Consider the following 19356-nt stretch of genomic DNA (forward strand, 5'->3'; position numbering starts at 1 on the left):
GTGGGTTCACATGCCGACGACCTCACGAGGGCTCGCTGGCCCTCGGAACGTTCCCCCACCGGCTGAGAGGACTCCTCATGTCGCGCACCACCCGCACCACCCGTACCACCGTCAGGGCCGGTATCGCCCTGGCCGGCGGACTCGCCCTGCTGGCCGGCGCGCTGACCGCCGTCTCCCACGCGGGCACCGCCGAGCAGCGGACCCCGGGCGCCGTGCCCGGCACCTTCGCGGCGGACCCGTTCGCCGACGCCCCCATCGGCTACGCGGCCGAGGCCGGCGGCACCACCGGCGGCGAGGGCGGAAGCACCGTCGCCGAACACCTGCTGAGCGAGTACGCGGACAGCAGCGGGCTCAGCCCCTCCGAGGCGCTGTACCAGCTGCTGAAGGGCCACCAGAAGAGCGAGGAGGAGGGGCTGATCGTCTATGTCGACCTCTCCCTCAGCCAGGAGGGACTGAAGGAGAGCAAGATCGACATCAAGGACGTCGAGAACGTCTCGGTCCTCGGCGTCGGTGACGCGGGCGAGCTGGACGGGGTCGGCTTCAAGGTCACCCGCTCGCAGAACATCATCATCCGCAACCTCACCATCCACCACGTCTCCGAGGGCGAGGGGGACGCGATCGAGGTGACCGACAACAGCTCGCACGTGTGGATCGACCACAACGACCTGTCCAGCGAACGGGACAACGAGCCCGACAAGGACCACTACGACGGTCTCGTCGACATCAAGCGCAACAGTGAGTACATCACCGTCTCGTGGAACAACATCCACGACCACTGGAAGACCTCACTGATCGGCCACAACGACAGTGCCGACCAGGCGCCCGACAAGATCACCTACCACAACAACGCCTTCACCTCGCTCAACACCCGGGTCCCGCTGATCCGCCACGCCGACGTGCACCTGCTCAACAACGTGTTCACCGACATCAACGGCTCGGCCATCAACGCCCGGATGGGCGCGCGGGTGCTGGTCGAGGGCAACTGGTTCGAGAACGTCGGCTCCGGCGAGGTCGATTCGCACGCCGGGTACATCGAGGGCCCGGTCGGCTGGTTCTACGGCAGCTCCGAGACCGGCTACTGGAACCTGAAGGACAACACCTTCATCGACAGTCCGCACGAACACCTGGAGTCCACCACGGACTTCACCGTCCCCTACAGCTACCAGGCGGACACCCCGGCCGCCGCCAAGCAGGCGGTCGAACAGTACGCGGGCACCGGCGTCATCGACGTCAACCCCTGATTTCTGCGAACGGTTGCAGTCATCAGGAGCCTGTGTGCCGCGCTCGGCCGGCCGTGCTGGAGGGGCCACTCCGGTACGGTCGGCCGCGACACACCGCGCCGCGGGAACAGGAGCTGACATGGCGGAAGCGACCGAGGAGACAGACGTGACCGCGGGCCCGCTGACCGCCCGCCTCCCGCTGCTCGCCCCCGGTGCCGGTCCTCGGCTGACCGCCGCACTGCGCGACGCCCCCCGCCGGATCCCCGCGCCGCCCGTCACCGACCGCGCCGTGTGGGACGCCGTCGACCACCCCACCCGCGACGCACTGCTGCGCCGCGCCGCGGCCGAACACGCCCGCCCCGCCCCCGTCCTGCGCGCCTCGGACTGGGCCCGCGCCTTCCGCGACGGCGTCCGCACCGCCTACGAGGACCAGGCCCGCGCCCTGCGCCTGCGCACCACGCTGTTCGTCCTCGCCGCCGTCCTCACCGGGGAGAGCGCCCCCGCCACCGCGCAGCAGGGCGACACCCCGAACCTGGACGCCGCCGTCGACGGCCTGATCGCCCTGTGCGAGGCCACCACCTGGTGCTGGGCCCCGCACGACGGCCACACCGCCGCCCGCGGCGAGGTGCTGCCCGACCCCGACCAGCCCTACCTCGACCTCGGCGCCGCCGAGGTCGCCACCCTCCTGGCCTGGGCCGACCACGCCCTGGGCCCGCACCTGGACCAGCGGGCCCCCGGGGTGCGCCGCAGGCTGCGCCGCGAGGTCGACCGGCGCGTCCTCACCCCCTTCACCGCCCGCCGCGACTGGCCCTGGATCGGCATCGACCGGCCCGCCGACAACTGGAACCCCTGGATCCACAGCGCCGTCACCGCCGCCGCGCTGCTGCTCACCGACGAAGAACCGGAGCGCGCCGCCACCCTGGTGCGGCTCACCGCCGACGGGCTCGACCGTTTCCTGGCCACCGTCCCGGACGACGGCGGCATCGACGAGGGTGTCGCCTACTGGTGGCACGGCGCCGGGCGGCTGCTGGAGACCCTCGACCTGCTGGCCGCCGCCGGCGGCCCCGGACTCGACGCCCGCGACCTGCCCGTGCTGCGCCGGCTCGCCCGCTTCCCGCACCGCATGCACCTGGGCGGCGCCCGGTACGTCAACGCCGGGGACGCCGCCGCCCGGCTGCCCGGCACCCTGCCCTGGCAGGTGCTGCACCGCTGGGGTACGGCGCTGGACGATCCGGCCGTACGCGACCACGCGGCTGCCCGTGGCCGCGCCGAGGTCCCCGCCGCCCACCCGGAGGCGGGTCTGGGCAGCGCGCTGACCGCACTGGCCGACCCGCACTGGCGCGCCGCCCGCGCCCAACAGGCCCCGGGCGGGAGCAGTTGGCTGACGGCGGGGGAGTGGCTGCCGCGTACCCAGGTGCTGCTGGCCCGCGAACGGCCGGGTAGCACCGCAGGACTCACGGCCGCGGCGAAGGCCGGGCACAACGCCGAACGCCACAACCACCTGGACGTCGGCTCCTACTGGATCGCCCTCGACGGGGAACCGCTGGTCATCGACCTGGGCCAGCCCACGTACACGGCGGACAGCTTCGGCCCGCACCGCTACCGCGCCTGGCCGCTGATCAGCGCCTGGCACAACCTCCCCGCCCCGGGCGGCGAAGGACAACTGCCGGGCCCCGACCGGGCCGCCCGCCGGGTGCGCGCGGAACTCACCGCCGAAGGGGCGGAGTTCCACGCCGACCTCACCGCCGCCTACCGCGACGGGCTGATCGGCGAGCTGACCCGCACCATCCGGCTGGTACGGACCGCGCCGCAGCCGCACATCACGGTCACCGACCGCTGGTCACCGGCGGACGGGCCGGTGCTGCTGCGTCACATCCTGACGGGCGAGGTCACCCTGGGCGGCGCGGGCGAGGCCACCGTCCGGACGGCGGACGGCCGGGCCCTGCGCATCGCCTGGGACCCGCGCGACGCCGAGGCCGCCCTGGACCACCGTGAGCTGACGGACCCGTTGCTGCGCGGCTCCTGGGGCGACCGGCTGACCCGCCTCACCCTGACGGTGCGCGGCACGGGGGCGGCGACCGTCCGCTTCGAGCGGGCGGACTGACCGGGCGGCGCGCGGCGGCATACGGACCGGGGCGGCGGCCACGGCCCCGTGCGCCCGTGTCACCGCAGCCCACCGCCCGGTGCCACCCCTGGCCGACCGCCCCGGGCGGCGGGAGGGGGCCGCTCCTGGTTCAGCGCGGAGCGGCCAGCACCCCGGCCAGGGTGTCCAGCGCCCCGGTCAGTTCGTCCTCCTCGATGGTCAGCGGCGGTGCGATCCGGATCGTCGAGCCGTGTGTGTCCTTCACCAGCAGGCCCCGCTCCATCAGCCGTTCGCTCAGCTCGCGGCCGGTGCCGATCTCCGGGTCGATGTCGATCCCGGCCCACAGACCGCGGCTGCGGTGCCGCAGCACCCCGTGCCCGGTCAGCCGGTCCAGGCCCGCCGCCAGCACCTTGCCGAGCCGCTCGGCCCGCGCCTGGAACTCCCCGGTGGCCAGCAGCTCCACGACCGCGGAACCGATGGCCGCCGACAGCGGATTGCCGCCGAAGGTCGAGCCGTGCTCGCCCGGGCGCAGCACCCCCATCACCTCCCGGGTGCCGACCACCGCCGAGACCGGGACCAGGCCGCCGCCCAGCGCCTTGCCCAGCAGCAGCAGATCGGGGCGTACCGCCTCGTGGTCCAGGGCCAGGGTGCGCCCGGTGCGCCCCAGGCCCGACTGGATCTCGTCGGCGATGAACAGCACCCCGGCCCGCGCGGTCGCCGCGCGCACCCCGCGCAGATAGCCGTCGTCCGGGATGATGACGCCCGCCTCGCCCTGGATGGGCTCGATCAGCACGGCCGCCGTGTCGGCGTCGATCGCCGCCTCCAGCGCCGGCAGATCGTTGAAGGGCACCACCGTGAACCCGGGGGCGTACGGGCCGAAGCCCTCCCGTGCCACCGGATCGCTGGAGAAGCCGACGACGGTGGTCGTGCGGCCGTGGAAGTTGTTGGCGGCCACCACGATCCGGGCCCGGTCCCGCGCCACGCCCTTGACCTCGTACGCCCATTTGCGGGCGATTTTGATGGCGCTCTCCACCGCCTCCGCGCCGGTGTTCATCGGCAGGGTGACATCGAGTCCGGTCAGTTCGGCGAGGCCGGCGGCGAACGGTGCCAGCCGGTCGTTGTGGAAGGCGCGGGAGGTGAGGGTGAGGGTGTCCAGCTGGCGGTGGGCCGCGGCGACCAGCGCGGGGTGCCGGTGCCCGAAGTTGAGCGCCGAGTAGCCGGCCAGCAGATCCAGATAGCGCCTGCCGCGGGTGTCCTCCACCCAGGCGCCCTCGCCGCGGGCGATGACCACGGGCAGCGGGCGGTAGTTGCGGGCCACCAGCCGTTCCTCGGCGGCGATGGCGGCCGCCGGGTCGACGGCGTCGTCGGTGATCGGGGAGGTGGTCATGGGTGTCGGATCTCCTGTGTGCAGCACTTGATGCCGCCGCCGGCCTTCAGCAGCTCGGAGGTGTCGACCGGTACGGGGGTGTAGCCCCGTTCGGTCAGCCGGTCGATGAGCCCGGTGGCCCCGGGGGAGATGAGGACGTGGTGTCCGTCGGAGACCGAGTTGAGGCCGAAGGCCATCGCGTCCGCGCGGGTGGCGATCACCGCGTCGGGGTAGCGGCGGCGCAGCGCGGCGCGGCTGCCCGGGGAGAACGCCTCCGGGTAATAGGCGATGGTGGTGTCGTCCAGCGCGAACAGCGCGGTGTCGAGGTGGTAGAAGAGCGGATCCACCAGCCGCAGACTGATGACGGCGCTGCCGAAATACTCTTGTGCGGCGATATGCGCGCCGGTCGAGGTGCGGAATCCGTACCCGGCGAGAATGTCCCCGCCGACCGGCACCAGATCACCCTCTCCTTCGCACACGTCTTCGGGTTCCACGACGGGAAATCCGTTTTCCTTGAACCATCGGGTGAATTCGGCCGCCTCCGGCTGCCGCTGCGCGGCGCGGAACCGTGAGCCGAGCACCTTCCCGTCCAGGACCAGCGCCCCGTTGGCGGCGAACACCATGTCGGGCAGACCGGGTACCGGCTCCAGAAGTTCCACCGTGTGGCCGAGCTCCCGGTAGGTGCGCACAAGCGTGTGCCACTGTTCGAGAGCCCGTTCCCTGTCCACCCGGGAATCTTGTCGCATCCACGGATTAATGGCGTACGCCAGCTCGAAATAACGTGGCTCGCACAGCAGATATCGGCGTTCTCGGCCGACCGTGACAGGCGCCATCGAGGCACTTTTCCTTTCGCCGGAGAAGACGACTCCACGCTAAGGACAAAAGCACCGCGCGGACAAGCGTCAGTCCTTGCACGCCGTGCGCACAACGTTGCGTGTCAGCCCGGCTCCGCGGCGTTTTCCACCGCCCGGCTCAGCAGCGGGCGCAGCGCCGTGCCGCCACCGCCGCCCGGCAGCAGCTGGGTGAGGACGATGCGGCTGTCCGTGCGCCGCACGAACGGCTCCGCCCTGATCCGCTCCAGCACCCGCTCGAAGTGCTCGATGCCCCGGGCCCTGATGTGCAGCAGCGCGTCCGCGTCCCCGGTGACGGTCATCGCCGCCACGATCTCGGGATGGTTGCGCGCCACCTCCGACATCCGGCTCGGCGGCGCCGCGCTGTCGCAGTACACCTCGACGTACGCCTCCATGCCCCAGCCCATCGCGTCCGCCCGGACGGTGGTGGTGAAGCCGGTGATCACCCCGGTGGCGCGCAACCGGTCGACCCGGCGCTTGACGGCGGGCGCGGAGAGCCCCACCCGTTGACCGATGTGCACGAAGCTCGCCCGGGCGTTGGCGGTCAGCAACGCCAGAATGGTGCGGTCCAGCTCATCGACGACCGGCGGCAGATGCGTCATGGGGCGGCTCCGGTTCTCGTGATTCCTCACGGCGGGAACGGTGGTTCACCGCCAATGATCACTGCTCGGGGCGCCCCTGCGCACCGTCCAGTGCCCGGCGGACCGCCCGGCCGTAGCGGCGCGCGATCCACCGCTGTGCCGCGCGTCCCAGGGGACCCGCCGCCCGCGCGTACCAGGCGGCCGGCCGGCTCAGCGCCCGTACGGTGAAGGTGACGGCGCCGTCGGCCGACCGCTCGACGACGAACGCCTCCTCGCCGCACTGCGGATGCCCCGGCAGGGTGCCGTAGGCGAACCCGATCCGGTTCCGCTCGTGGACCGTCCACACCACCTCGCACGGCGCGCGCAGCGGCCCCACGCCGACCGTCACCCGGACCCCGGGGGCGGCGAACGGTGCCTTCGTGCGCACGGTGAACCCGGCGCCGCGGTGCGCGCCCCAGTGCAGTACGGCCGCGCCGGCGGCTTCCAGGGCGGCCGGGCCGTGGCCGAGCGGGGTCCGCGCCACCAGCTCCCGGAAACCGTCCGGCGCGGGACCGTCGTTCCGGGTCATCCCGGGGGTGGGGTAACTGAGCGTCATCCGGCGGAGTATAGGGAACGGACCATGCCACAGGAGCCCTTGACGCGTTCATGGCTTGCCTCTAGTCTCTTCAGTCTCCTCTTGAATCGATTCATCTGGAGAAGGGAGTGCCGTGCCCGGTCCCACCGAAGCCCCGCCCCCAGCCCTGCGACTGCGCGGCGTCGCCAAATCCTTCGGCGCCGTGACCGCCGTCCGCGACGTGTCCCTGGACCTGCGTCCCGGCCGCGTGCACGCCCTCGCCGGAGAGAACGGCGCCGGAAAATCCACCCTGGTCCGCATGCTGGCCGGCGCCCACCGCCCCGACCGGGGCACCGTGGAACTCGACGGCCGGCCCACCGTCCTGCGCGACCCGGCCGCCGCCCGCGCCGCCGGCATCGCCGTCATCCACCAGGAACCCACCCTCTTCCCCGACCTCTCCCTGGCCGAGAACCTCTACATGAGCCGCCAGCCCACCGGCCGGCTCGGACGCATCGACCACCGCGCCCTGCGCGCCGCCACCACCGCCCAACTCGCCCGGCTCGGCGTCACCCTCGACCCCGACCGGCCCGCCCGCGGCCTGTCCATCGCCGAACAGCAACTCGTCGAGATCGCCCGCGCGCTCTCCCTCGACGCCCGGATCTTCGTCATGGACGAGCCCACCGCCGCCCTGTCGGGCACCGAGGTCGAGCGCCTGTTCACCGTGGTGCGCGGACTGTGCGCACGCGGCGCCGCCGTCCTGTTCATCTCGCACCGCTTCGAGGAGATCTTCGCCCTCGCCGACGACATCACCGTGCTCCGCGACGGACAGTGGGTCTCCACCGACCCCGCCCACCGCCTCAGCCCCGACACCGTGGTGCGCCGCATGGTCGGCCGGGACATCGGCGCCCTCTTCCCCAAGACGCCGACCACCCCGGGCGAGACCGTGCTCGCCGTCGAGGGCCTCACCCGGCACGGCGCCTTCACGGACATCTCCTTCGCCGTCCGGCGCGGCGAGATCCTGGCCCTCGCCGGGCTGGTGGGCGCCGGCCGCAGCGAGGTGGTGCGCGCCGTCTTCGGCGTCGACCGGTACGACGCCGGTACCGTCACCGTGGCCGGGAAAGCGCTGCGCCCGGGCTCCCCGGCCGCCGCCATGGCCGCCGGGCTCGCCCTCGTCCCCGAGGACCGCCGCCAGCAGGGCCTGGTCCTCGAACTGTCCATCGAACGCAATACGGCGCTCACCCGGCTGCGCCGCCTCGCCCGCCGCGGCATCCTCACCACCCGCCGCGAACGCGCCGAGGCGCTCCACTGGAGCGAACGGTTACGCGTGCGGCACAGCGGTACGCACGCCCCGGCCGGCACCCTCTCCGGCGGCAACCAGCAGAAGATCGTGCTGGCCAAATGGCTGGCCACCGCACCCGCCGTCCTCATCCTCGACGAACCCACCCGCGGCATCGACGTGGGCACCAAGGCCGAGGTGCACCGGATGATGTCCGAACTGGCCGACCGGGGCATGGCCATCGTGATGGTCTCCTCCGAACTCCCCGAGGTCCTCGCCATGGCCGACCGCATCCTGGTGCTCCACGAGGGCCGCGCCACCGCCACCCTGCCCGGCCCCACCGCCACCGCCGAATCCGTCATGGCCGCCGCCACCGGCACCCCGGGGGAGGGGCCGTGAGCAGAGCCCACCCCCGCGAACTGGGCGTGCTGGCCGCCCTGTTGCTGCTGGTCGCCGTCACCGCCGCCGCCAACTCCCGCTTCCTGTCCGGCCAGAGCATCCGTGACCTGCTGCTGTCCGCCGCCGTCCTCACCGTCCTCGCGGCCGGCCAGACCATCGTCGTCCTCACCCGCAACATCGACCTGTCCGTCGGCTCCGTGCTGGGCCTGTCCGCCTTCGGCACCGCCGACCTGCTCTCCGCCGCCCCCGGCACCCCGCTGCCGCTGGCCGCCCTCGCCGGGATCGCCCTCGGGGCACTGTGCGGGGCCCTCAACGGCGCCCTGATCAGCTACGGCGGTGTCCCCGCCCTCGTCATCACCCTCGGCACGCTGTACGTCTTCCGGGGGATCGCGCACTCCTGGGCGGCCGGCCGGCAGATCAACGCCGCCGACCTGCCCCGCCCCTTCCTGGACCTGGGCACCGCCACCGTCGCCGGCATCCCCGTCCTGGCCCTGCTCGCCACCGCCGTGGTGCTCGCCGTCGCCGGGTGGCTGCACAGCTACCGCAGCGGACGCGAGCTGTACGCGATCGGCTCCGAGCCGGCCGCCGCCGAACGCGCCGGCATCCCGGCCGGCCGCCGGGTCCGTACCGCCTTCCTGCTCAGCGGCTCGCTCGCCGGGCTCGCCGGAGTGCTGTACGCCGCCCGCTACGGCACCGTCGACGCCACCGCCGGGCAGGGCCTGGAACTCCAGGTGGTCGCCGCCGTCGTGGTCGGCGGCGTCGCCATCTTCGGCGGCAGCGGCACCGTGCTCGGCGCCGCCCTCGGCGCGCTCCTGCTCACCTGCATCGGCAGCTCGCTGGCCGTGCTGCGGGTGGACCCGTTCTGGCAGCAGGCCGTCGTCGGCGCCCTGATCCTGGCCGCCATCGGACTGGACCGGCTGCTGACCGCCCGACTCGCGGCCCGCGCGGCCCGTACCGCGGGCACCGCCCGTTCCACTCCGGAGGTGTCCCGTGGCAGCTGATCCCCGCTCGGCGATACCGGGTGCCCTGCGCCGCTGGGACACCGCCCTGATCGCCACCCTCCTGCTCGTGACGCTCGCCGCCGCCCTGCTCGTCGACGGCTTCGCCACCGGCCGCAACACCCAGTTCCTGCTGCTGGACGCCGTCGCCGTCGGCCTGGTCGCCCTCCCGGTCACCCTGATCATCGTCACCGGCGAGATCGATCTGTCGGTGGCCAGCACCCTGGGCCTGTGCAGCGCCGTGATGGGCCAGCTGTGGCTGTCCGGCTGGCCGCTGGAACTGGTGGTCCTCGCCGTCGTCGCGCTCGGCGCGGTGCTCGGCGCCGTCAACGGCCTGTTCGTCACCGGCTTCGGACTCCCCGCGCTCGCCGTCACCATCGGCACCCTCGCCGCCTACCGGGGCCTGGCGTTCGTGGTGCTCGGCGATCGCGCCGTCGCCGACTTCCCCCGGGAGTGGACGGACGCGGCCGGCGGTACGGCGCTGGCCGGCGCCATCCCCGCCGCCATGCTCCTCACCGCGCTCGCCGCGGCCGGCTGCGCCGTGCTGCTGCACGCCACCCCCCTGGGCCGGGCCCTGTTCGCCATCGGCAACAACGCCGAGGCCGCCCGCTTCTCCGGCATCGCCGTGGCCAGGACCAAGTTCTGGCTCTTCGTCGGCTGCGGCGCCGTCTCGGGGCTGGCCGGGGTGTTCTGGACGCTGCGCTACGCCAGCGCCCGGGCCGACAACGGCCAGGGCCTGGAACTCGCCGTGGTCGCCGCCGTCCTGCTGGGCGGGGTGTCCATCTTCGGCGGCCGGGGCACCCTCGCCGGGGTGTGCGCCGGGGTGCTGCTGCTCGTCACCTTGCGCAACGCCCTCCAGCTCGCCGATGTGCCCGCCGACACGCTCGACATCGTGACCGGCTCCCTGCTGATCGTCTCGGTGATCGCCCCCCGGGTGCTCTCCGGACTGCGGCAGCGCCGGCGTTCCCGCGCCACCCGCACCTGACGCCCGCCTGACGCCCGGCGCCCCCGACACCGGGGCGCGAAGAGACGAAGGGAACCGGACATGCCCGTACCCACCCGCCGGTCACTCACCGGTACGGCGGCCACCGCCCTCGCGGCGCTGCTGTTGCTCACCGCCTGCTCGGGAACCACCCGCGGCGACGACGACGGCACCCCCGAACCGGGCGGCGCCGCCGCGCCCACCGGGAACGCCGACCCCGACGCGCCCCTGGTCGAGGGCCTGGCGGTGGCGTTCCTCCCCAAGCAGGTCAACAACCCCTACTTCACGGTGGCCAGGGGCGGCGGCGAGCGCGCCGTCGCCGAGTTCGGCGGCTCCTTCAAGGAGGTCGGCCCCTCGGAGGCCAGCGCCTCCTCCCAGGTGAGCTACATCAACACGCTCACCCAGCAGGGCACCGACGTGATCGCCATCTCCGCCAACGACCCGGGCGCGGTGTGCGGGGCGCTGAACAGCGCCCGGGACGCCGGGGCGCGGGTGGTGACCTTCGACTCCGACGCGCGCGCCGAGTGCCGCGACGTCTTCATCAACCAGGCCACCGCCGAGGACGTCGCGCGCACCCAGATCGAGTTGATCGCCGAACAGATCGGCGGTGCCGGGGAGATCGCCATCCTGTCGGCCACCCCCAACGCCACCAACCAGAACACCTGGATCGCGCTGATGGAGGAGGAGCTGGAGCGCCCCGAGTACGCGGACATCGAGATCGTCGCGGTGGCGTACGGCAACGACGAGGACGAGAAGTCCTTCCAGGAGACCCAGGGGCTGCTGCGCGCCCACCCGGACCTGGCCGGCATCATCTCGCCCACCACGGTCGGACTCGCCGCGGCGGGACGTTATCTGTCCGGCTCCGAGTACCGCGGGCAGGTCGCGCTGACCGGCCTGGGCACCCCCAACCAGATGCGGGAGTTCGTGCACGACGGCACGGTGGTGTCCTTCGCCCTGTGGAACCCGTCCGACCTGGGCTATCTGGCCGCCTACGCGGGCGCCGCGCTGGCCTCCGGGCAGCTCACCGGCGCCGAGGGCGAGACCTTCACGGCCGGGGACCTGGGCGAGTTCACCATCGGCGCGGACGGCGTGATCGCGCTGGGGCCGCCCACGGTCTTCGACGCCGCCACCGTGGACGACTTCGACTTCTGACGGCGGTCCGGCGGGGGAGCGGCGGTGGCGGGAGCGGCACGGGGGCCGTCGGTCACTCCCACACCACCACGCTGCGCCGCACCGGCACGGCCGCCGAATCCGTGGCGAACAGCTCGGGGGAGTGCGACCTGATGCGCTCGATGTCGTGGAAGACGGCGCGCAGATGGGTGCGCATGGCGGTACGGGCCAGCGCCGCGTCGCCGCCGGTCACCGCGTCCAGGATCTCGCCGTGCTGGGCGGCGAACCCGGCCGAGGTGGCGTTCTCGTACAGACCCAGACGCCGTGCCCGGTCCAGGTGCCCCTTGGCGGCGGCCACCGTGGTCCAGGCGGCGGCGTGTCCGCTCAGCCGCAACAGCCCCTGATGGAACGCCTCGTCCAGCTCGAAGAACTCCTCGAGACCGAGACCGGGGCGCCGCTGCCGTTCCAGATTGTCACGCAGTTCCGCGACCAGGTCCTCGTCCAGTGCGTCCGGCAGGTCCTCCAGCGAGGCGAGCTCGACGGCTTCGCGCAGGAACTGCGCGTCGGCGACCTGGGTGGCGTCGACCCGGGCGACGAAGGAGCCGATCTTGGGAAAGACCTGCACCAGGCCCTCCTGGGCCAGCATGATCAGCGACTCGCGGACGGGGGTGCGGCTGACCCCGAGGGAGGCCGCCAGCTCGTTCTCCGAGAGCGCGGCGCCCGGGGGCAGCTCAAGGGTGAGGACCATCTGGCGCAGCGTGGTGTAGATGGTGCGCCGTGAGGTCCTGGAGATCCGGGAGGGCCGCCGCCGGTCCGATTGAGGCATGTGCCCCATCGTATCGGTGGCGCCGGGCCGCCGGCCCGGGTCGCGGCACGCTGCCGCCGCCCCGGCGCCGACCAGGCGAAAAGCCCTCGGGAAAGTCCTCCGCAAAGTATTGCCGTCCTGCCCGACCAGTGCTTGTATACAAGCTCTGTACGACAGGATCGTCCGACAGAGATCCGCGATGACGCGACAAGGAGAAGGCTGCTGTGAGCACGATCGAGCGCGCCGAGGTGTTCGTCGCCTCCCCCGGACGCACCTTTGTGACCCTGCGCATCACCACCTCGGACGGGGTGACCGGCCTGGGCGACGCCACCCTCAACGGCCGCGAACTCGCCGTCGCCAGCTATCTGCGCGACCACCTCGTCCCCCTCCTGATCGGCAAGGACCCCGCCCGCATCGAGGACATCTGGCAGTACCTCTACAAGGGCGCGTACTGGCGGCGCGGCCCCGTCACCATGACCGCCATCTCCGCCGTCGACACCGCCCTGTGGGACATCAAGGGCAAAACCGCCGGGCTCCCCGTCTACCAGCTGCTCGGCGGGCGCTCCCGCGACGGCGTCCTCGTCTACTCGCACGCCAGCGGCACCGACATCCCCGCCCTCCTGGACGATGTCGACCGCTTCCTGTCCCTGGGCTACAAGGCCGTCCGCGCCCAGGCCGCCGTCCCCGACGTCGGCGGCACCTACGGCGTACGCAAGGGCAAGGTCTACGAGCCCGCCGCCACCGCCCTCCCCGACGAGCAGCCCTGGGACACCCAGGCCTACCTCAACTTCGCCCCCGGCTACCTGGAGGCCGTCCGCGACCGCTTCGGCTTCGGCTTCCACCTCCTGCACGACATCCACCACCGCCTCACCCCCATCGAGGCCGCCCGCTTCGGCAAGCGCGTCGAGGACGCCCAGCTGTTCTGGATGGAGGACCCGACTCCCGCCGAGAACCAAGAGGCGTTCCGCCTCATCCGGCAGCACACCACCACCCCCATCGCCGTCGGCGAGGTCCTCACCTCCATCTGGGACGTCCAGCACCTCATCACCGAACAGCTCATCGACTACATCCGCACCACCGTCGTGCACGCCGGCGGCATCACCCACCTGCGCCGCATCTTCGACCTCGCCGCCCTCTACCAGGTACGCACCGGCTCGCACGGCGCCACCGACCTCTCCCCGGTCAGCCTCGCCGCCAACGTCCACCTCGACCTCACCGTCCCCAACTTCGGCATCCAGGAGTACATGGGCCACCCCGACGAGGCCGCCGAGGTCTTCCACGGCGGCGTCACCTTCGCCGACGGCATGCTGCACCCCTCCGAGGAACCGGGCCTGGGCGTCGAGTACGACGAGGCCGCCGCCGCACGCTTCCCCTACCAGCCGCGCTACCTGCCCGTCGCGCGCCGCCTGGACGGATCGGTGCACGACTGGTGACCACCACCGCACCCCACCCCCGCACGCTCGGCCGGGCCACCGCGCACCGGCTGCCCCCGGCGCTGCGCCCGGCCCTGGAGGCGGGCGCGCTGCGCACCCGCGTCCTGCACATCGGCCTGGGCGCCTTCCACCGCGCCCACCAGGCCCTGTACACCGAGAACGCCGCCCTGCGCAGCGGCGAACCCTGGGGCATCACCGCGGTCGCCCCCCGCTCCGTGGAGACGGTGCGCGCCCTGCGCGCCCAGGACTGCCTCTACACGCTGACCGAACACCACCCCGAAGGGCCGCGCCCGCGCGTCCTGTCGGCGCTCACCGGCGCGCTGGCCATGACCGAGGACGCCGGGCGGATCGACGCGCTGCTCACCGACCCCGAGGTGACGGTGGTGACCCTGACCGTCACCGAGAAGGGCTACCACGCACGCGGCGGCACCCTCGACCGCACCGACCCCGCGATCGCCGCCGACCTGGCGGCGACCGCGGACCCGGCGCCGGCGCGGGCGCGGGCGCGCACCGTCATCGGCCGGCTCGCCGCGGGACTCGCCGCCCGCATGCGCACCACCGGCGCCCCGATCAGCGTCGTCTCCTGCGACAACATGGCCGGCAACGGCGCCGTACTGGGCGCCGTCGTCCGCGCCTTCACCGAGGCCAGCGGCTGGCCCGACCGGCACACCGTGCTGGAGCGCATGGCGTCCGCCGTCACCTTCCCCGGCACCGTCGTGGACCGGATCGTGCCCGCCACCACCCCTGCCGACCGCGCCGCCGCCGCTGCCGCGCTCGGTCTCGCCGACGCCCTGCCGGTCACCGCCGAGCCCTACCGGCAGTGGGTCCTCCAGGACACCTTCGCCGCCCCCCGCCCACCCTGGGAACACGACGGCGCCCTGTTCGTCGCCGACCCCGCCCCGTACCAGCTCACCAAGCTGCGCCTGCTCAACGGATCCCACTCCGCCCTCGCCTACCTCGGTCTCGCGGCCGGCGCCACCACCATCGACGGCACCCTGGCCACCGACTGGGGCGAACCCCTGGTCCGTGCCCTGTGCGCCGAGGTCGCCGGCACCCTCCCGCCCGGCGGCCCCGATCCCGCCGCGTACACCGAAGCGCTGGTGACCCGCTTCCGCAACCCCGCGATCGGCCACCGGCTGCGCCAGATCGGCTCGGACGGTTCGCTCAAGATCCCCGAACGCTGGCTGCCGGCCCTGCGCACCCTGCGCGCGGCCGGTACCGCCACCCCCGCACTCGAACTCGCCCTCGCCGGCTGGGTGCTCACCACCCGCCCCGGGGCCGGCACCACCGACCCGGCGGCCACCACCCTCGCCGCCCAGCACCTGCCGGACGACCCCGCCGGCACCGTACGCGCCCTGCTCACCGCCCTCGGCGCCCCCGACCTGGCGGGCGACCAGCAGCTGACCGCCGCCGTCGCCGCCCGGCTGCCCGCCCTGCGGGCCGGCCGCGTCGAGATCTGACCACACCCGGCACCCTTCTCTCCTCCCGTCCCCTCCCTCCCCAGCGCACCGCAGGAACAACGGAGTTCACGATGACGAACAGCGCCACCACGGAGCCCACCGGCGCCGTGCACAGAACCACCCGGGATCTCACCCGGGCCGCCGTCTCCGGATGGCTGGGCACCGCCATGGAGTTCATGGACTTCCAGCTCTACTCCCTGGCCGCCGCCATCGTCTTCAACAAGATCTTCTTCCCCGACGTCAGCCCCGCCATCGGCCTCATCGCCGCCATGGCCACCTACGGCGTCGGCTACGTCGCCCGCCTCGCCGGCGCCGTCTACTTCGGCCGCATGGGCGACCGCCTGGGCCGCAAGAAAGTCCTCATCATCACCATCGTGATGATGGGCGTGTCCACCACCCTCATCGGCGCCCTGCCCACCTACGCCACCATCGGCATCATGGCCCCGGTCCTGCTGGTCGCCCTGCGCCTCGTCCAGGGATTCGGCGCCGGCGCGGAAATCGCCGGAGCCACCGTCATGCTCGCCGAGTACGCGCCGCCACCGCGCCGCGGCCTGGTCGCCTCCCTCGTCTCCCTCGGCACCAACTCCGGCACCCTGGCCGCCTCCGGACTGTGGGCCATCCTGCTGGCCGTGCTCACCGAGGAACAACTCCTCGCCTGGGGCTGGCGACTGCCCTTCCTGCTCAGCTTCGTGCTGCTGATCTTCGCCCTGTGGCTGCGCCGCAACCTCAAGGAGAGCCCCGTCTTCGAGGAGCGCCCCGACGTGGTCGACGGCGTCGCCCTCACCCGGGGCGAGCTGGAGGCGACCGCCGCCGCCACCGGGGACGAGGACCGGCACGCCGGCACCCTGGAGGCCGGACTGCGCCAGCGCAAGGGCAAGGCGTTCTTCCTCGCTCTGGGCCTGCGCTTCGGCCAGGCGGGCAACTCCGGCCTCGTCCAGACCTTCCTGGTCGGCTACATCGCCACCACCCTGGCCGTGGACCGGGCCATCCCCACCGACGCCATCCTGTACGGCTCCCTGCTCGGCTTCGTCACCGTGCCCCTCGTCGGCATCCTCGGCGACCGCTTCGGCCGCCGCCCGATGTACATCGCGCTCACCACCGCGACCATGCTCCTCGCCTTCCCGCTGATGCTGATGATCGCCCACGGCTCCACCACCGCCCTCATGGTCGGCATGGTCCTGGCACTCAACATCGGCGTGCTCGGCCTGTTCTCCCTGGAGTCCGTCACCATGGCCGAACTCTTCGGCTCCCGCACCCGCTTCACCCAGCTCGCCGTCGCCAAGGAGATCGGCGGCGTCCTCGCCACCGCCATCGGCCCGGTGCTCGCCGCCTCCCTCACCGCCGCCACCGGCAGCTGGTGGCCGATCGCCGCCATGCTGGTCGTCTACTCCGCCATCACCCTCACCTCCGCCGTCCTGGCCCCCGAGACCCGGGGACGCGACCTGGTCCGACTGGAGGACGCGGCATGAAAGCGGTCGTCGTCCACGGCGCCGGAGACGTCCGCGTCGACGAACTCCCCGCCCCCGCACCGCCGGGCCCGGGCGAGGTCCTGCTGGCCCTCGAATGGGGCGGCATCTGCGGCTCCGACCTCGCCTACTGGAAACACGGCGCCTCCGGCACCGCCACCCTGAACCGGCCCATGATCCTGGGCCACGAGGTCGCCGGACGGATCGCCGCCCTGGGCCCCGGCGTCAGCGGCCTCGCGCCGGGACAGCCGGTCACCGTCCACCCCGCACAGCCCACCGCGGACTCGGTGCTGCCGCCGCGGCTCGCCGGGCGCACCAACCTCCACTCGCGGGTGCGGTACTTCGGCTCCGCCGCGTTCGACCCGCACACCGACGGCGGCTTCAGCCAGTACCGTACGGTCCCCGCCGACCAGATACGGCCACTGCCGGACGGAGTGGACACCGAACACGGCGCCCTGGCCGAACCGCTCGCCGTCGCCCTGCACGCCGTGCGCCGCGCCCCCGACCCGCGCGGGCGCACCGTCCTGGTCAACGGCGCGGGCCCCATCGGCTCCCTGGTGGTCGCCGCCGCGCTGCACCGCGGCGCCGCCGCCGTCATCGCGGCCGACCTCTGCGCCGACTCGCTCGCCATCGCCCGCGCCATGGGCGCCACCGACACCCGCGACCTGTCCCGTGGCGCCGGCCTGCCGCAGGACACCGAGATCGTCTTCGAGGCGTCCGGGGCACCCGCGGCGCTCGGGCCGGTCCTGCGCGCCACCGCACGCGGCGGCACCCTCGTCCAGGTCGGCAACCTGCCCGGCACCCCGGCCCCCGCCGCCCTGGGCGAACTGGTCACCCGCGAGATCAGCTGGGTCGGCTCCTACCGCTTCGCCGGCGAACTGGACGAGGCGCTGGCCGCCCTGCGCGACGGCCTCGACGTCGGTCCGGTCATCAGCCACCGCTTCGGCATCGAGGAGGCGCCCTCCGCCCTGGCGGTGGCCGCCGACCCGGCCGCCGGAAGCGGCAAGGTCATGCTCCGGCTGGCGGACGCCCCGTGACCCGCCCACCGGCCGACACCGGTGCCGACGTCGTGTGCCTGGGCGAGACCATGGCGGTCATCGCCCCCGCCGACGGTCGGCCGCTGGCCACCGCGGCGCACCTGTCCCTGGGTGTCGGCGGCGCCGAATCCAACGTCGCCTGCGCGGTGGCCGGGCTCGGCCACCGCGCCGCCTGGGCCGGACGGGTCGGTCAGGACCCGTTCGGCACCCGCATCCTGACCGAACTCGCCGACCGAGGGGTCGACATCAGCGGCGCGACGGTGGACCCCGAGCGGCCCACCGGCCTGTACGCCAAGGACCCCGGACCCACCGGCACCCGCACCCACTACTACCGCCGCCACTCCGCCGCGAGCCGGATGGGCCCAGGGCTCGCCTCCCACCCCGCCCTGCGCGCGGCCCGGATCCTCCACCTCACCGGCATCACCGCCGCCCTGTCCGACAGCTGCGCCGCCCTGCTGGACGCCCTGGTGGTACGGCGCGCCGCGCCGGGACCGCTGATCTCCTTCGACATCAACCACCGCCCGGCGCTGTGGCGCGGGGGCCCCCGGCAGGCGGCACCCACCCTGCTCGCCCTCGCCCGCGCCGCCGACGTGGTGTTCACCGGACGGGACGAGGCCCAGACGCTGTGGGGCACCGCCCGCCCCGAGGACATCAGGGACCTGCTGGCCCCCGCACCCCTCGTCGTGGTCAAGGACGCCGAACACGGCGCCACCGCCTACAGCACCCGTGAGGGCACCACCTTCGTCCCCGCCCGCCGGCTGCGCGTGGTCGAACCGGTCGGCGCGGGCGACGCCTTCGCCGCCGGCTACCTCGCCGGGCTGCTGGAGGAACGCGACCCGGTCGCCCGGCTGCGCCTGGGCCACCTCGCCGCGGCCGCCGCCCTGCGCACCGCCGCCGACCTGCCCACCCTGCCGCCGCGCACCGCACTCGACCCCTGGCTCACCCTCGACGACGCCGCCTGGAGCACCCCGGATGACCAGTACTGACCCGCTCGCCCCGCTCGCCGCCGACCGCGTCATCGCGGTCATCCGCGCCCCCGAGATCCCCGACGCCGCCGCCCTGTGCGCGGCGCTGCGCGAAGGCGGCATCCACTGGGTCGAGTTCACCTACACCACCCCGGATCTGACCACCCATCTGCGGCGCGCGGCAGCCGAGGCCGGGGCCGGGCTGGGCGCCGGCACGGTGCTCACCGCCGCCCAGGCCGAGCAGGCCATCGAGGCGGGCGCCCGCTACCTGGTCACCCCCGGCGTACGCCCCGACGTCGCGGAGGCCGCCGCACCGGCCGGCATCCCCGTGGTCATGGGCGCACTCACCCCCACCGAGGTCTCCCAGGCCCTGGACCTGGAGGCCGCCGCGGTGAAGATCTTCCCCGCCCACGCCCTGGGCCCGCGCCACTTCAAGGACCTCGGCGGCCCCTACCCTGGCACCCCCCTGGTGGCCTCCGGTGGCGTCAACGCCTCCAACGCCGCCGCGTTCCTGGCCGCCGGGGCCCTCGCCGTGTGCGCCGGATCCGACGTGGTCCCCCCGGCCGCCGTCGCCGCCGCCGACTGGCGGCAGATCACCGAGCGCGCCAGGGAGTTCACCGCGGCGCTGGGGTGACGGGAGCCGAAGGCCCGGCCGCCCCGGTCCGCCGTCAACAGCGGGGCGCGCGGGGCACCCGGTCGGCGGAACCCCGGGCCTGTCCCTGGATTTCGCGGCCCGTTCCGGCCCAGCATGGCGGTGGAAACCCAGCCGAG

General features: G+C 73.7%; 17 protein-coding genes. 12 read left to right on the forward strand and 5 right to left on the reverse strand.

The window, feature by feature from the left end; translation table 11 throughout:
- Positions 1-77 precede the first annotated feature (77 nt).
- Positions 78-1241 (forward strand): pectate lyase family protein, encoded by a 1164-nt coding sequence (locus ACTFAP_RS28015; protein ID WP_500467758.1) that lies wholly within the window; start codon positions 78-80, stop codon positions 1239-1241.
- A 118-nt stretch (positions 1242-1359) separates the two neighbouring features.
- Entirely contained in the window at positions 1360-3324 is a 1965-nt protein-coding gene (locus ACTFAP_RS28020) for a heparinase II/III domain-containing protein (RefSeq protein WP_500467759.1), read from the forward strand.
- A gap of 130 nt (positions 3325-3454) precedes the next feature.
- On the opposite strand, the gene rocD is transcribed toward ACTFAP_RS28020, so the two are convergent.
- The 4 genes from rocD to ACTFAP_RS28040 all read right to left on the reverse strand — a co-directional run bounded on the left by rocD (position 3455) and on the right by ACTFAP_RS28040 (position 6696).
- Positions 3455-4690 (reverse strand): ornithine--oxo-acid transaminase, encoded by a 1236-nt coding sequence (gene rocD / locus ACTFAP_RS28025; RefSeq protein ID WP_500467760.1) that lies wholly within the window; start codon positions 4688-4690, stop codon positions 3455-3457.
- The gene (gene ddaH / locus ACTFAP_RS28030) at positions 4687-5502 is read right to left on the reverse strand and encodes a dimethylargininase (RefSeq protein ID WP_046725275.1); all 816 of its coding nucleotides are present in this window, start codon (positions 5500-5502) and stop codon (positions 4687-4689) included. Before ddaH ends, rocD begins: the two co-directional genes overlap by 4 nt.
- 104 nt (positions 5503-5606) lie before the next feature.
- Positions 5607-6122: an Lrp/AsnC family transcriptional regulator gene (locus ACTFAP_RS28035; RefSeq protein WP_030737728.1), complete on the reverse strand. Its 516-nt coding sequence runs from the start codon at positions 6120-6122 to the stop codon at positions 5607-5609.
- A 58-nt stretch (positions 6123-6180) separates the two neighbouring features.
- Complete coding sequence (locus ACTFAP_RS28040; RefSeq protein WP_500467761.1) at positions 6181-6696, reverse strand: DUF1990 domain-containing protein; 516 nt, start codon at positions 6694-6696, stop codon at positions 6181-6183.
- Between the two features lie 112 nt (positions 6697-6808).
- On the opposite strand from ACTFAP_RS28040, the gene ACTFAP_RS28045 reads away from it, so the two are divergent.
- Genes ACTFAP_RS28045 through rhaS form a run of 4 tightly spaced genes read left to right on the forward strand, consistent with a single transcriptional unit; the run spans position 6809 to position 11461 of the window.
- Positions 6809-8329, forward strand: a complete 1521-nt coding sequence (locus tag ACTFAP_RS28045) for a sugar ABC transporter ATP-binding protein (RefSeq protein ID WP_500467762.1) — start codon at positions 6809-6811, stop codon at positions 8327-8329.
- Positions 8326-9330, forward strand: coding sequence for an ABC transporter permease (locus ACTFAP_RS28050; protein ID WP_500467763.1), 1005 nt, complete (start codon positions 8326-8328; stop codon positions 9328-9330). The genes ACTFAP_RS28045 and ACTFAP_RS28050 overlap by 4 nt, the downstream gene beginning before the upstream one ends.
- Positions 9320-10312: an ABC transporter permease subunit gene (locus ACTFAP_RS28055; protein ID WP_495682901.1), complete on the forward strand. Its 993-nt coding sequence runs from the start codon at positions 9320-9322 to the stop codon at positions 10310-10312. Before ACTFAP_RS28050 ends, ACTFAP_RS28055 begins: the two co-directional genes overlap by 11 nt.
- 60 nt (positions 10313-10372) lie before the next feature.
- A complete protein-coding gene (rhaS, locus tag ACTFAP_RS28060; RefSeq protein ID WP_500467764.1) occupies positions 10373-11461 on the forward strand; it encodes a rhamnose ABC transporter substrate-binding protein in 1089 nt (362 codons plus the stop codon).
- A 52-nt stretch (positions 11462-11513) separates the two neighbouring features.
- Here the strand turns inward: rhaS and ACTFAP_RS28065 are convergent, their stop codons facing one another.
- The gene (locus tag ACTFAP_RS28065) at positions 11514-12245 is read right to left on the reverse strand and encodes a GntR family transcriptional regulator (protein WP_495682903.1); all 732 of its coding nucleotides are present in this window, start codon (positions 12243-12245) and stop codon (positions 11514-11516) included.
- Between the two features lie 203 nt (positions 12246-12448).
- Here ACTFAP_RS28065 and manD point away from each other — a divergent pair, with 203 nt between their 5' ends.
- The 6 genes from manD (at position 12449) to ACTFAP_RS28095 (ending at position 19219) form a co-directional block, all read left to right on the forward strand.
- Positions 12449-13657: a D-mannonate dehydratase ManD gene (gene manD, locus ACTFAP_RS28070; protein WP_390124703.1), complete on the forward strand. Its 1209-nt coding sequence runs from the start codon at positions 12449-12451 to the stop codon at positions 13655-13657.
- Positions 13654-15117 (forward strand): mannitol dehydrogenase family protein, encoded by a 1464-nt coding sequence (locus ACTFAP_RS28075; protein ID WP_500467765.1) that lies wholly within the window; start codon positions 13654-13656, stop codon positions 15115-15117. Before manD ends, ACTFAP_RS28075 begins: the two co-directional genes overlap by 4 nt.
- A 71-nt stretch (positions 15118-15188) precedes the next feature.
- The gene (locus ACTFAP_RS28080) at positions 15189-16586 is read left to right on the forward strand and encodes an MFS transporter (RefSeq protein ID WP_495682905.1); all 1398 of its coding nucleotides are present in this window, start codon (positions 15189-15191) and stop codon (positions 16584-16586) included.
- On the forward strand, positions 16583-17620 hold the full coding sequence (locus ACTFAP_RS28085) for an L-idonate 5-dehydrogenase (RefSeq protein ID WP_500467766.1): 1038 nt from the start codon (positions 16583-16585) through the stop codon (positions 17618-17620). Before ACTFAP_RS28080 ends, ACTFAP_RS28085 begins: the two co-directional genes overlap by 4 nt.
- On the forward strand, positions 17617-18606 hold the full coding sequence (locus tag ACTFAP_RS28090) for a sugar kinase (RefSeq protein WP_500467767.1): 990 nt from the start codon (positions 17617-17619) through the stop codon (positions 18604-18606). Before ACTFAP_RS28085 ends, ACTFAP_RS28090 begins: the two co-directional genes overlap by 4 nt.
- A complete protein-coding gene (locus tag ACTFAP_RS28095; protein ID WP_495682908.1) occupies positions 18593-19219 on the forward strand; it encodes a bifunctional 4-hydroxy-2-oxoglutarate aldolase/2-dehydro-3-deoxy-phosphogluconate aldolase in 627 nt (208 codons plus the stop codon). The genes ACTFAP_RS28090 and ACTFAP_RS28095 overlap by 14 nt, the downstream gene beginning before the upstream one ends.
- Positions 19220-19356 lie beyond the last annotated feature (137 nt).

The sequence above is a fragment of the Streptomyces sp. PH9007 genome, from assembly GCF_059813725.1.